Annotated in this window: 12 protein-coding genes; 5 read left to right on the forward strand and 7 right to left on the reverse strand. The window is 29.1% G+C overall.

The features are described from left to right. Window positions 1-64: 64 nt before the first annotated feature. Genes AVBRAN9334_RS06700 through AVBRAN9334_RS06720 form a run of 5 tightly spaced genes read left to right on the forward strand, consistent with a single transcriptional unit; the run spans window position 65 to window position 4851 of the window. The gene (locus tag AVBRAN9334_RS06700; RefSeq protein ID WP_214117289.1) at window positions 65-337 is read left to right on the forward strand and encodes a NifU family protein; all 273 of its coding nucleotides are present in this window, start codon (window positions 65-67) and stop codon (window positions 335-337) included. Beyond that, on the forward strand, window positions 334-1674 hold the full coding sequence (locus AVBRAN9334_RS06705) for a UDP-N-acetylmuramoyl-L-alanyl-D-glutamate--2,6-diaminopimelate ligase (protein WP_336607326.1): 1341 nt from the start codon (window positions 334-336) through the stop codon (window positions 1672-1674). Before AVBRAN9334_RS06700 ends, AVBRAN9334_RS06705 begins: the two co-directional genes overlap by 4 nt. After that, the gene (locus AVBRAN9334_RS06710; RefSeq protein ID WP_214117222.1) at window positions 1667-1969 is read left to right on the forward strand and encodes a YbaB/EbfC family nucleoid-associated protein; all 303 of its coding nucleotides are present in this window, start codon (window positions 1667-1669) and stop codon (window positions 1967-1969) included. Before AVBRAN9334_RS06705 ends, AVBRAN9334_RS06710 begins: the two co-directional genes overlap by 8 nt. Further along, on the forward strand, window positions 1966-3006 hold the full coding sequence (locus AVBRAN9334_RS06715) for a DUF7488 domain-containing protein (RefSeq protein ID WP_336607327.1): 1041 nt from the start codon (window positions 1966-1968) through the stop codon (window positions 3004-3006). The genes AVBRAN9334_RS06710 and AVBRAN9334_RS06715 overlap by 4 nt, the downstream gene beginning before the upstream one ends. Then, on the forward strand, window positions 3007-4851 hold the full coding sequence (locus AVBRAN9334_RS06720) for a transketolase family protein (RefSeq protein ID WP_239803550.1): 1845 nt from the start codon (window positions 3007-3009) through the stop codon (window positions 4849-4851). It abuts the gene before it with no gap. Window positions 4852-4874: 23 nt separating this feature from the next. Here AVBRAN9334_RS06720 and AVBRAN9334_RS06725 read toward each other — a convergent pair whose 3' ends face one another. Genes AVBRAN9334_RS06725 through AVBRAN9334_RS06755 form a run of 7 tightly spaced genes read right to left on the reverse strand, consistent with a single transcriptional unit; the run spans window position 4875 to window position 13915 of the window. Then, window positions 4875-5810, reverse strand: coding sequence for an asparaginase (locus AVBRAN9334_RS06725; RefSeq protein ID WP_336607328.1), 936 nt, complete (start codon window positions 5808-5810; stop codon window positions 4875-4877). Next, the gene (hemE, locus tag AVBRAN9334_RS06730) at window positions 5803-6804 is read right to left on the reverse strand and encodes a uroporphyrinogen decarboxylase (RefSeq protein ID WP_336607329.1); all 1002 of its coding nucleotides are present in this window, start codon (window positions 6802-6804) and stop codon (window positions 5803-5805) included. The genes AVBRAN9334_RS06725 and hemE overlap by 8 nt, the downstream gene beginning before the upstream one ends. A gap of 9 nt (window positions 6805-6813) precedes the next feature. Further along, a complete protein-coding gene (locus tag AVBRAN9334_RS06735; RefSeq protein WP_214117232.1) occupies window positions 6814-7332 on the reverse strand; it encodes a YqhA family protein in 519 nt (172 codons plus the stop codon). After that, a complete protein-coding gene (gene ribD, locus AVBRAN9334_RS06740) occupies window positions 7333-8346 on the reverse strand; it encodes a bifunctional diaminohydroxyphosphoribosylaminopyrimidine deaminase/5-amino-6-(5-phosphoribosylamino)uracil reductase RibD (protein WP_250325123.1) in 1014 nt (337 codons plus the stop codon). Next, on the reverse strand, window positions 8300-9640 hold the full coding sequence (locus tag AVBRAN9334_RS06745; RefSeq protein WP_336607330.1) for a TolC family protein: 1341 nt from the start codon (window positions 9638-9640) through the stop codon (window positions 8300-8302). Before AVBRAN9334_RS06745 ends, ribD begins: the two co-directional genes overlap by 47 nt. Further along, entirely contained in the window at window positions 9633-12776 is a 3144-nt protein-coding gene (locus tag AVBRAN9334_RS06750; protein ID WP_336607331.1) for an efflux RND transporter permease subunit, read from the reverse strand. Before AVBRAN9334_RS06750 ends, AVBRAN9334_RS06745 begins: the two co-directional genes overlap by 8 nt. After that, the gene (locus tag AVBRAN9334_RS06755; protein WP_239803546.1) at window positions 12776-13915 is read right to left on the reverse strand and encodes an efflux RND transporter periplasmic adaptor subunit; all 1140 of its coding nucleotides are present in this window, start codon (window positions 13913-13915) and stop codon (window positions 12776-12778) included. The genes AVBRAN9334_RS06750 and AVBRAN9334_RS06755 overlap by 1 nt, the downstream gene beginning before the upstream one ends. Between the last annotated feature and the right edge of the window lie 50 nt (window positions 13916-13965).

A 13965-nucleotide genomic window follows, 5' to 3' on the forward strand; every position in this document is an offset into this window, starting at 1 on the left:
TCTAACTTAGTTAATGAATATTTATTTTATTAAAGCACAATAACACAAATTACAATAAGGAAAAATTATGATATTTAGTGATGAAGAATTAATTGAACCTTGTTTAAATGTCCTAAAATCAAAGCTTCACATACTTCATAATGATGGTGGCGATTTGGAGTTTTTGGGTGTTAAAAACGGGGTTGTTTATATAAAATTACTTGGTGCTTGTCATGGTTGTGCTGCTGCAAATACCACTTTAAAATTAGGGCTTGAAAGGGCTTTAAAAGAACAAATTGATAGCAATATTTCGCTAATAAATCTTGAAGGTGGAAAGGAAGCTTTTGAAAAACTATGAAAGTTAATTTAGATAATTCTTACATAACAGATAATTCAAATGAATGTGAAAAAGGTTGTTATTTTTTACTAACTAATTCAAATTCCAAATACGAAAACGATGCAAAATCTAAAGGTGCTTTAGTAATTAACGAAGCAAAAGCAAGAGAACTTTTAAAAATCAATGAAAATATAAAAATTATAGGTATAACAGGCACAAATGGTAAAACCACTACCGCTGCTGCAATTTATTCTATATTGCTTGATTTAGGTAAAAAAGTATTTTTATGTGGAACTCGTGGGGCATTTTGTAATGATAAAAAAGTTGCTGCAAAATCTTTAACAACAGGATTTTTATTAGAATTGTTATCGTATTTACAAATTGCAACTTTAAATAATTGCGAATATTTTGTAATGGAAGTAAGCTCTCACGCAATTGCACAAAATCGCTGTGGAGATATGAAATTCGCTGCTAAAATCTATACTAATTTAACTCAAGACCATTTAGATTTTCACGAAACTTTTGAAAATTATGCAAATTGTAAAGCAAGTTTTTTTCAAGATGAATGCTTAAAAATAATAAATCAAGATGCTTATAAATTTTCTTATAATGTAAAAGGTGCTATTACTTATGGTATAGAAAATCCTGCTTTATATAGCGTAAAAGCTTACACATTAATTGATGGTATTGAAGCAGTTTTTGCTGTTAAAAATGAGCTTTATGAGATTAGCTCTTCTTTAAAAGGCTTATTTAATATCTATAATCTTCTTGCAGCTTTTACTTGTGTTAATGAATTAGTAAAACCTACTAAAGATGATTTAACTAATGCTATTGCTAATTATGCAGGGGTAATGGGAAGAATGCAAAGCATTCCTAATAAATATAATAAAGAAATAATAGTAGATTTTGCCCATACTCCAGATGGAATTGCTAATGTGCTAGAAGCAATGAAGCATAAAGAATTAATAGTAGTATTAGGCGCAGGTGGTAATCGCGATAAAAGTAAAAGAACTCCTATGGCAAAAATAGCTAGTCATTATGCAAAAACTTTATTTTTAACAAGTGATAATCCAAGAGATGAAGAACCTATTGCAATTCTTAAAGATATGATAGATGGCTTAAGCGAAAACGAATTAAAAAATATAAATATTGTAATTGATAGAAGATTAGCAATTTATAAAGCACTTTTAGCTCAAAATAAAAATGAATGTGTTATGATTTTAGGTAAAGGTGATGAAGATTACCAAGAAATAAAAGGTGTAAAATATACATTTTTAGATGAAAAAGTAGCACTTGAATGCTTAGATGAAATACACAATTATGAAGAAAAAATTAGATTGAAAGGTGAATATGTTTAAAGATTTTGATTTTTCTAAAATGCAAGAAATGTTGCAAGATGTCCAAAATAAAGCTAAAGAATTTGAAAACGAATTAGCAAATAAAGAATTTGTAGCAAAAAGTGGTGCTGGAATGGTAGAAGTTAAAGTAAATGGCAAATTTCAAGTAATTGATATAAAAATAGATGATGAATTATTAAAAGACAAATCATCTATGCAAATATTATTAATTTCTGCACTAAATGAAGCATTAGAAAGTGCAAGTTCAAGTACAAAAAATGCTGCGGCTGATATGTTTTTTAAGGCAGGAAAATGAGAAAACTTGCATTATCTTTAATGTTAGTAGCGACCTTATTTGGCGTAGAGCGACCTACATTTGATGATTATTTAGCATGTTATGAAAAAAATAAAGCAAGTATGTTAAATTACGAAGGCTTACCTGCTTTTGTGTTAGATGAAAATCTTTTAGCTGTAGTAAAATTACCTGATACAAAATTAAATTCATACATTAAATACGACCCATTTTTAAATCTTTATTTAGTAAGGACTGATTTTTCTTTAATAAAGCCAATAACAGATGATGAAACAACAAGAACTAGAAATGATTGGCTAGGAATTATTGATGCTAAAAAAGAATATATAGGACATTTAAAATATCTAGCTCAAGGTTTATTTGAAAAAGATAAGCTTGATTTTAATACAAAAATTGGTTTATTAAATTCTCCTTGTTGCAAGGTTTTAGGTATTAGTTTATTAAATGGAGAATTCATAGGCAATCGCTATTTAAATCATTTCAAAAAATATAATGATGTTTATTGGGGCGATATTGGTGCTACATTTACTCAAAGAGGGGATAGATATTTTGTAAGTGGTATTACTTTTAATAGCAACTTAAGATTAAATGATGAAATCTTAAGCATAGATGATAAGCCTATAGAATCACTTAGGGCATTAAATGAAAGAATACTTTTTGCAGAAAATCAAAGCACTATTTATTTAAAAGTTTTAAGAGATAATGAAGAAATTAATATAAGCTCTGTTGTAAGTCCTAAAATATATGAACAACCAGTATTTACAACAAAAAAAGCAATTGTTAAAAAACAGATTTCAAATTCTTTAGGAATAACTTTAGATAATAATCTAAATGTAATAGGAATTTCAAATAAAAATTTAGGCTTTAAGCTAAAAGATAAAATCCTAAGAGTAAATAATGTAATAGTAAATACTAAAGCAGATTTTAATAAACAAATTCAGCAAAGCGGTGTTTTAAATATATTAATTCAAAGATATATTAAAGACGAGAATAAAAACGGGGATTTTCAATTCTTTATAACAATTAACAAAGGAAAATAAATGTTAGAAAAAATGTCAAATAATTTAAGATTTTTAAGTGTAGATATGATTAATCGTGCAAATAGTGGCCATCCAGGCGTAGCAATGGGACTTAGTGATATTTTAGCAGTGCTTAGCACAAAAATTAATCTAAATACAAAAAATCATATAAATCGTGATAGATTAGTATTTTCAGGCGGACACGCAAGTTCTTTAATATATTCGTTTTTACATTTAAGTGGATTTAATTTAAGTCTTGATGAGCTTAAAAATTTTCGCCAATTAGGCTCACTTGCAGCAGGGCATCCTGAAATTAAAACTCACGGAGTAGAAATAGATACAGGCCCACTTGGTCAAGGTATTGCAAATGCTGTTGGTTTCGCAATGGCAGCAAAATTTGCTAGTAGCAAACTAAATAATTCGTTAAATCATAAAATATACTGCCTTTGTGGAGATGGGGATTTGCAAGAAGGAATTAGCTATGAGGCTTGTTCTTTAGCAAATGTTCATAATTTAAATAACTTAGTATTAATTTATGATAGTAACGAAATTAGTATTGAAGGCGATGTAAAACAAGCATTTCGTGATGATATAAAGGCTAGATTTAATAGCGTTGGCTTTGATGTTTATACTATTGATGGGCATAATTTTGATGAAATTAGCAAGGCTTTAGAAATGACTAAAAATGCTGAGCGTCCAAGTATTATCATAGCTAAAACCAAGATTGGAAAAGGTGCTTGTGAATTAGAAGGAAGCGAGAAAACTCACGGCTCACCACTAGGTGCTGAACTAGCTTTAAAAGCTAAAAAAGCTGCTAATTGGAATGAAGAAGAGTTTTATATAGATAGCGAAGCTAAAAATGGCTTTGAGAAAATGTGTAAAAGAAGTGATGAGTATTTTGCAAGTTGGGATAAAGCAAATAAATTTAATGATGAACAATTAGAATTTATAGCTTATTTAGAAGGCAAAAAAGATTTAAATGTGGATTTTTCTAAACTTGATTTAAGTAAAAATTACGCTACAAGAGATAGCAACCACGCTTGTCTAAACGAAATAGCAAAACAAATTCCTACATTTTTAGGTGGTTCAGCAGACTTAGCACCATCAAATAAAACTTATCTAAAAGATTATGCAGATATTAGAAATGGTGGTAAAAATATAGCTTTTGGTATTCGTGAGCATGCAATGGGTGCTATTATAAATGCAATGGCAAGATATGGTTTGCATCCGTTTTGTGCTACATTTTTAGTATTTAGTGATTATTTAAAGCCTTCAATAAGATTAGCGGCTTTAATGAATTTAAAAGCATTTTTTGTATTTTCACACGATAGCATAGGAGTAGGAGAAGATGGTCCAACTCATCAACCAATTGAGCAAATCAGCACTCTTAGAAATATTCCTAATTTATACACTTTCCGTCCTGCTGATATGGCTGAAAATATAGCTTGTTGGCAAGTAGCTTTAAAGCTAAATAATCCAAGTGCATTCACACTTAGTCGCTCAGCACTTCCAAGCTTAAATACAAGTATTCCTGATATTAGCAAGGGAGCTTATTTTATAAAATATAGCGATAATGCAGAAGCTACAATAATTGCAAGTGGTAGTGAGGTTGCACTTGCACTTGAAGTTGCAAAAGATAAAAATATAAATGTATTAAGTATGCCTTGCTTTGAATTATTTGATAAAGAATTTGATAAATCTTTATTAAAAGGCAAGATTATCGGAATAGAAGCTGCAAGGTCTTATGAATTATATAAATACTGCGATGAACTTTTCATAATGGATAGTTTTGGCGCTAGTGGTAAAGAAAAAGATGTATTTAAATATTTTGGATTTGATGCAGAAAAAATAAAAGAAAAACTATAAGTTTAAAGGCAATTTATTTGCCTTTAAATCAATTCTTCAATCATACCTTTTATATTTGTAATTCCTAAAGATAAAGCACTAATTAATAAAGCTCTAGCCTTAACATCACTTAAATATTCACTCATAATTACACCATTTTTAATCAAATCAACTTCAGCTCCAGCATAAGCATAGGTTCTAAGACCTGCTTTACCACTTTCACATCTACTTGTCATAATTATTGGAATATTTGCTTTTTGAATAATTGGCATAGCTCTAGCCATTACATGCCCTGCTCCATAGCCACTAATTACCAAACCATCATAATTATTTAAAGCATATTCAAGCATATCATTGTCAAAATCAAGGCACATTTTTAGTAAGGCTACTTTTTTAGTAATTTCTTTTAAAGGCTTTAGTTTTAGCCTTTTATAATTATTATTAAATAAATAAAACCTACCTTCTTTAATCTCTCCAACCAAACCACGATTAAAACTTGTAAAAGTTTCAAGACTAAATGAATTGCTTTTATGGATAAATTGTGCTGAATGAACGCTATCATTTAATACACAAAGCACACCTAAACCCCTTGCTAACTCACTATTTGCTAAAGTAATTGCATTGCTAATATTAGCTAGATAATCACTTCCTAACTCGCTAGGATTTTTCATAGCACCTGTAAAAATTAGTGGCTCATCTAAATCCCAAAATAAATTACAAAAAAATGAACTTTCTTCTAAAGTATCAGTTCCTTGAGTAATAATTACAGCACGAGAGCCTTTTTTAATCTCTTCTCTTGCAAGATTTAAAACTTCAATTAACATTGAAAAAGTTATATTTGGACTTGAGATATTGCTAAAAGTTATTGCATTAATGTCTTTAAATGAACTTGTTAATTCATCAGCATTTAGGCTAGGAATTGCTCCTTCGCCTAAATTAAGCATAGAAATTGTCCCGCCAAGAGATATTAAACTAAGCATTTCTTACACAATCTATTAAATATCTTACATTTTCTACTGGAATATCAGGTAAAATTCCATGCCCTAAATTAAATATATGAGCCTTATCTTTTGTAAGTTCTTTTATGATTTCAACGCCTTCTTTTATAGCTTTTTTGCTATAAAGTCTGCAAGGCTCAAGATTTCCTTGTAATACATAAGGAGTTTTTGCTGCTACTTGAAGTGGAGTACTCCAATCAACACCTAAAACATCAATTTTTGCATCTAAACATTCAATAAAACCACCTACTCCTTTAGGAAAAGCAATTATTGCAATATGTGGATATTTTGTCTTTAAATAACTCGCTAAATCTTGAATATATTTCCAAGCAAATTCCAAATAAGCACTAGGCTCAAGCGCATTAGCCCAGCTATCAAAAATCTGAATAGCATTAGCACCTGCTTTTATTTGATTTTCGCAGTATTCTTTTAAAACTTCAGTAATTTTTGCTAATAATTTATGTGCTAGGGCTGGATTTTCATAAATCATTCTTTTGCTTTTTGCATAAGTTTTAGAGCCTTTTCCTTCTATCATATATGTTGCTAAAGTCCAAGGAGCACCACAAAATCCTATTAAAGCTTTATTTGAAGCTAATTTTTCACGAGTTAATTTTATAGCGTCATAAACATAAATTAATTTACTAGCTGCATTTATATTTAATTTTTCTACATCAATTTCACTTGATATTATCTCATCAAACACAGGACCTTCACCTGCTTCAAATCTAAGTGGTAAGCCCAACTCAAGTGGCACTACTAAAATATCTGAAAATATAATAGCTGCATCAAAATCTAGTATATCCACTGGCTGAAGCGTAACTTCACTAGCTAATTTATAATCCTTACAAAGACTTAAAAAATCTCCTGCTCTAGCACGAGTAGCCTTGTATTCAGCTAGGTATCTACCTGCTTGACGCATCATCCAAATAGGCATAACATCACTTTTTTTTCCAAAACAAGTATCTATAAATATCATCTTTGCTCCTTAGTGTTCTTTAGATTTATTATCACTTTTATGTAAAGCCCATAATCCAAGGCAAATACACATAATACCGATTGCTAAATAAAGCATATCCATACTTGAACTAAATTTTAAATTAAGTGCGTGTTGAAAAAAATTAACAACTAAAACCATAATAATAACTTTACCAAGCTTATCTTTTAGCTCATCTAAACTATGAACTTCTAAAACCTTGCTTTGTTTGTATTGTTTAAATTCTTCAACATCGCTTATAAATAATTCATATATTCCAAAAGAAAATATATAAAAAACTAAAGCCATTAAATATAAATCAACAGCTCCAACTATAGTGCTTACAGCTTCTTCGTGAATGTCAATATCAGCACCTAAAAAATAATAAGTATATGTAACTTTTATGACCTTATACACATCAAAACTAGCAATAAAAAATAACATAAAAGCACCTAAAAGACCAAAAATAACAGGTAAGATTGTAATAAACCTAGAATTTACTAGGAATTTTTCAAAATATTTTTCTAACATTTATTCCCTTATTTCATAAAATCCGAATTGTTGGTATTCGTGTGGTTTATTATAAAAATCTTTTGTAGTGCTTTGATAAATAGGACTTAAACTTAACTTAAAGTTATTTGAATTTTTATAAGTAGAATTACTTTGTTGTAAAAACAACCAATCTATTTGATTTTTGAAAAGTTCTAAGGCATTAAACCCGCCTTCAATCATTACAAATTTAATATTTTGCTCTTGCAATTCATCTTTTAATTTTAAAGGATTTTTACCAAAAATAATTTCTCTATTAGTTTTAAAAATATTTAGAGATTTAAAATTAGAATTTAAATCTTGAAAATATTTTGAAAATACTAATAAATTAGGTGCTTTTTTGCTGGTAGAATATCTAGCATCAAGCATAGGATTATCAAGTCTTAAAGTATTGCCACAAATTATTAAATAATCTATATTGGTTCTAATTTCGTGAAAATATGTCCTTAAATACTCATTACTAATACTACCTTCATTGTTATAATTTAGATTAATTGCTAATTTAAATAAAACAAAAGGCTTATTATCTAGCCAGAATTTAAATGGAGCAATTAATTTATCGCATTCATCTTGTAAAATCCCAAGATTTACTTTAATTCCAGCTTGTCTTAATTCATTTATACCATTTTGAGAACTATCACTTGAGCCTATATTTACTTCTTTAACTTTATATTTTATTAATAATTCATGACAAGGTGGAGTGCGACCTTGCTTACTGCAAGGCTCTAAAGTTACATAAAAAACACTATCTTTTAAAGCATCTTTTCCATATTTTTCTAAGATTTCATTCACACATAATCTTTCTGCGTGAAATGTTCCTGCTTTTTGGTGTGCTTTAATACTTAAAATCTTGCCGTATTTATCTAATACTAGACAACCTACGGCAGGATTTGGATAAGTTAAGAATTGATATTTCCAAGCCTCTTTTAAGGCTAGGTTCATATAAAAATCACTTCCTAAATTCAAGTTTTTTAACTCCAATAGCTTTATAAGCATCAATTCCTGCAGTTATCTTGCCTAATTTTAAATCAATTTGCTCTATTAAGCTATTTTGCAAAGCTCTTTCGCTATCTAAGAATTCTAAAAAGCTGATTTCTCCTTCATTAAATTTAAGCTTATTAAACTCATAAATTTCTTCTTCTAGTTTTACTATTTCATCATAATCTCTTAATTTAACTTCGGCATTATTATATTTTAAAATAGCATCTTCTATTTCTTTTAACGCAGTTTTGACTACTTTTTCATAGCTTAATACTGCATTATCTTGAGCTAAATTTGCTCTAATTACTTGCTCATCAACATCACCTAAATTAAATAAAGGTTGTAACAAACTAGCAGTAATCGAGCCAACAGGGTCAGAAAATACATTATGTGTATCTCCACTCCAACTAACACCAGCACCTATTGTAAAGGTTGGAAAAAAGCTATCCCAAGCAATTTTTGCATTATTATGAGCTATTTTTACATCTAAAATTGCTTTTGCTATATCAGGACGATTTGTCATAACAGAGCTTGGTATAGTAGCTGGCATAACAAAATCTTCTATTAAGTTATTAGCAAATTTAATTGGTTCTTTTTCTTGATTTAATCCATAAACTAAAATATCTAAAGAATTAATATACAAATCTCTTTCTAATTTTAAACTTCTTAATTTAGTTTGATTTAGAGTAAATTGTTCTTTAGTTTGTAAAAGAACTGATTTTGTAATAAAGCCTAATTTATATTGCTCTTCTTTTAATTTTAAAGTTTTTTCATAGCTATTTATAAAGTCTTCTAAAATTTCTATTTTTTTATTAGTTGCTACAACTTGATAATAAAGTTTTGCGATACTAAATCCAATAGTTTGATAAGTATTTTCTACATCAAATTCGCTAATATTAGCACTATAAATAGCGTTATCTTTAGCCTTACCAAATTTATTTAATAAATCTATTTCATAAGATAAATTAAGACCTAAAGAATGTCCGTAAGTTGGCTTTTGGTGTTTAATTAATCTCTCATTTGCATTAATTCCAAGATTAATACTAGGCTCTCTTTTAATGCCAACACTTACTAAATTTGATTCAGCTATTAAAAGATTATTAATAGCCATTTTAACATCTTCATTGTTTTCCATAGCAATCTCAATCAAGCGATTAAGATTTGCATCATTACCTAAACTTCTCCAATCTTTAATTTCAAATTTAGTATTATTATCTAAATTATTTGGAGTTTTAAGCTCATAATTATTAACACTAGAGCAAGCAGCTAAAAATAAAGCTGCGATTGCTGATATTAAAAGCTTATTCATTAATTTGCTTTCCTTTCTTTTTAAAAACCTTATCATTTAAACTCTCTAGTAAATAGAAAAATAAAGGCACAAATAAAATAGATATACTAGAAGCTATAATAATACCACCAACTAGCCCTGTGCTAAGTGAGTGTCTAGCAGCACTACCTGAACCTTCGCTAAATACTAAAGGTAAAATACCAAAACCAAACGCTAAAGAAGTCATAATAATAGGTCTAAATCTAAGTTTTGCCGCCTTTATAGCTGCATCATAAGTATTTAAGCCGTGTTTATATTTTTCTTCCATAGCAAATTCAACAATTAATATAGCATTTTTTGCACTAAGACCAATTAACAATAATAAACCTATTTGAAAATATATGTCATTTTGCATACCCCTTAAATAAGTTGCTGCTAAACTTCCAAATACTGCAAAAGGAACTGCTGTAATTACTGCAAGTGGCATTAACCATCTTTCATATTGAGCTGCAAGTATTAAAAATACAAATACCATACCTAATGCAAATGCAGTAGAACCGCTACCACTAGCATTTACTTCTTCATAAGAACTTCCTGCCCAAGCATAAGAATATTCATCTTTATTCATAGTTTCATTAAATACTTCAACTATAGCATTAATAGCATCTCCACTAGTATATCCTGGAGCTGGCGAAGCTGTAACTTTTGCAGCTGGGAAAAGGTTAAATCTAGTTACTGAAAACGCTGCTACACTTGGCTTAATATCAACAACACTAGCTAAAGATATGCTTTTGCCTTCACTATTTTTAACATAAATATTTTCAAGACTTGTTCTTTTATTTCTAAATTCTTCATCGCCTCTTACATTTACTTGGAAATTTTTACCTAAAGCAGTAAAATCATTCACATAAACAGAACCAAAAATTAAATTTAAATTTGAATATATATCACTTAAACTAAGCCCTAAAATTTTAGCTTTTTTCTCATCAACACTTACTTTTAACTCAGGGTAATCAGTGTTTAAAGTCGTTCTTGCTTGAGTTAATTCAGGTCTTTTTGATGCTGCTGCAAGTAAAGTATCTATATCTTTTTTAATTTCTTCATAACTTTTACCTGATTTATTTTGCACATACATTTCAAATCCGCCTGTTAAAGAAAGCCCCATAATCGGTGGTGGATTTAAGAAAAATGCAAAACCATCAGGGTCAAGCCACATATTTTTCATCCAAGTATTAGCTAAATTTTCACTATCTCCATTAATACCTAAATCTTTTCTATCTTTATAATCTTTTAATGTAATAAATGAAATTCCAGCACTTGGAGAAAGAGCTGAACTCTCTACATCAAATCCATTTAAAGAAATCATACTTTCTACTGCAGGATTATTCTTAACCATATCATAGATTTTATTATTAAAGGCTAGAGTCTTATCTAGGTTGCTAGAAGATTTTAATTGTGATAAAACCAATACAGCACCCTTATCTTCGCTAGGAACAAGAGAACTAGGAATAATTTTTAGTAAGGCAAAAATTCCATAAAAGAATATAGCAACCACTATTAAACTTGGAATTACATGTCTTAAAACTTTTGCAACTGCACTACCAAAAATATTAATACTCCAATCAAAAAAGTCATTAAATTTTTTAACTAAATAAAAAGGCTTATCTTCATGGTCTTTTAATAATATACCGCATAATGCAGGAGTTAGCGTTAATGCAACAAAACCTGAAATACAAACAGAAATTACAAGAGTAATTGCAAATTGTCTTTGAATTTGCCCTACAAATCCATCTAAAAATGATACAGGAATAAATACCGCACTTAATACTAAAACGATAGAAATTACAGGTCCGGTTACTTCATCCATTGCCATTTTAGTAGCTGCTTTTACATCTTTTGTAATACCACTTCTAAACACACGCTCAACATTTTCTACAACGACAATAGCATCATCAACAACAATGCCAATTGCTAAAACTAAAGCAAATAATGTAATAAGATTGATTGTAAAACCAAAAACATAAAGGAAAGCAAAAGTTCCAAGTAAAGAAACCGGCACAGCAATTAATGGAATAATAGTTGCACGAAGGTTTTTTAAGAACATATACATAACTATTAAAACAAGTAAAATAGCTTCAACAAATGTTTGAACAACTTCGCTTATACTATCTTTTACGAAATCAGTAGTATCATAAGGCATACTATAAGCAACACCACTTGGGAAGAATTTACTTAGCTCTTCTAATTTTTCTTTCACAGCTTGAGCTACTGCTATAGCATTTGCACCTGATTTTAAATTAATCATCATAGGAACCATTTTTTTGCCATTATTAAGTCCAGCAAAACCATAGTTTTTAGTTCCTATCTCTACTCTTGCTATATCTTTTAAATATAAAATATTTCCATTTGGAAGTGCTTTTATTATGATATTTTCAAAATCACTTACCTTACTAAGCTTACCTTTAGCACTCATTGTATAAACAAATGGACTAATTTCTTTCATAGGTAAATCGCCTATCGTTCCTGTTGGATATTGTGAGTTTTGTTCTCTTATAGCTGCACTTACAACAGCTGGATTTAAATCATATTTATTAAGCTTTTCTGAATCAAGCCAAATTCTCATAGAATAATCTTTAGCTCCAACTACTTCAGCACTACCAATACCTTCTAATCTCTTTAACTCTTCAGCCACATTTAATGTAGCATAGTTACTTAGATAAGTTTCATCACGGCTATCATCAGGAGAATAAAACGAAACAACAGCTAAAATATTTGAGCTAGTTTCATCAACACTAACACCTAATTTTTTAACTTCTTCAGGCATTTTTGCTTGAACGCTTTGAACTTTATTATTAACATCAATTAATGCTTTTGATGGGTCTTTTCCAACCTTAAAATAAACATTTAAAAACATCAAACCACTTGAACTTGAGCTTGAAGTTATATAAATCATATCTTCAACACCATTAATTGCGTCTTCAAGAATACTTGCTACATTTTGAGAAAGCGTAGCTGCATCAACGCCAGAATAATTAGCAGTTACCCTAACCGTTGGAGATGTTACATTAGGATATTCTTCAATAGGCAAACCCTTCATTCCTAAAATACCAGCAATAGTAATTATGATTGAAACAACTATTGCAAATACTGGTCTATATATAAAAAACTTAGAAAACATTATTGTTCCTTAGTCTGCTCTTTAGGAGCTTGCTTTTGCATCATCGCACCAAATTCTGCCTTAGTTGCTATTTTTGCGCCAGGATAAATCTTTTTATAATTATTTAAAATCAATTCATCATCAACTTTTAAATCACTTGTTTTTGCGTCAATTACGGCAATTTTCTCATCATCAAAAATTGTTTTAACATGAATTTGTTTTGTTATATTTTTGTCTTTAACAAATACATAATATCCATCAATATCTTGTAATAAATTTTCTCTACTAATTACAAAAGAATCATTTTGCATAATATTGCTTAGTTTAAGACTAACAAAGGTTCCTGCACTTAATTCTTGATTAGTATTTTCAAAAACCGCATAAGCTTTAGTGCTTGCTAATTCATTGTAATTTGATATAAACTCAACTTTACCTTCATAAGTCTTACCATTTAAAGTAAAATTAGCTTTTGCACTTTTTAAATCATTATTATTTCTTTTAATTTGTTCCATATTTGTATCTGATATAAAAAATGTAGCTTTTAAAGTATTTTGATCTACAATTTTTACTAATTGAGTATTATTTGCATTAGCATAGCTTCCAGCATCAACTAACGAAGCTTGCACATATCCATCAAATGGAGCTTTTACATTAGTATAATCATAGTTTAATTTAGCTATCTTATAAGCTGCATTAGCTTTATCTAAACTAGCTTTTGCACTTTTAAAGGCTGCTTCTTTTGTATCAAATTCTTTTTGACTAACTGCTTTTTTAGCATATAAGTCTTTAGTTCTATTATAATCAGTATTAGCGTTTTCGTAGTTTGCTTTAGCAACACCAACATCAGCTAACGCTAAATCCAAACTAGCTTTATATTGCTCATCATCAATCTTATATAAAATTGTTCCTTGTTTTACAAAATCGCCATCTTTAAATAATATTTTTTTAATCTCGCCAGATACTTTTGGCAAAACTACTACATCTTTGTTAGCTTCTAATTTCGCTGCATATTGATAATAAATTTCAGCATTTTCTAAACTTACTTTTTTAATATCTACAATAGAAGGTGGCATTTCTTGCTGCTTTTGCTCTACCTTGTCATTGCAAGCTGTAAATAATAACAAGCTAGCAACGAAACTTAATTTAATAAGTCTTTTCATAAATTTTCCTTGTTGTAATTTTAAATTTGAAAGATGTAATTATAATTACA

The sequence above is a fragment of the Campylobacter sp. RM9334 genome (assembly GCF_020138145.1).
Taxonomy (GTDB): Bacteria; Campylobacterota; Campylobacteria; order Campylobacterales; family Campylobacteraceae; genus Campylobacter_E.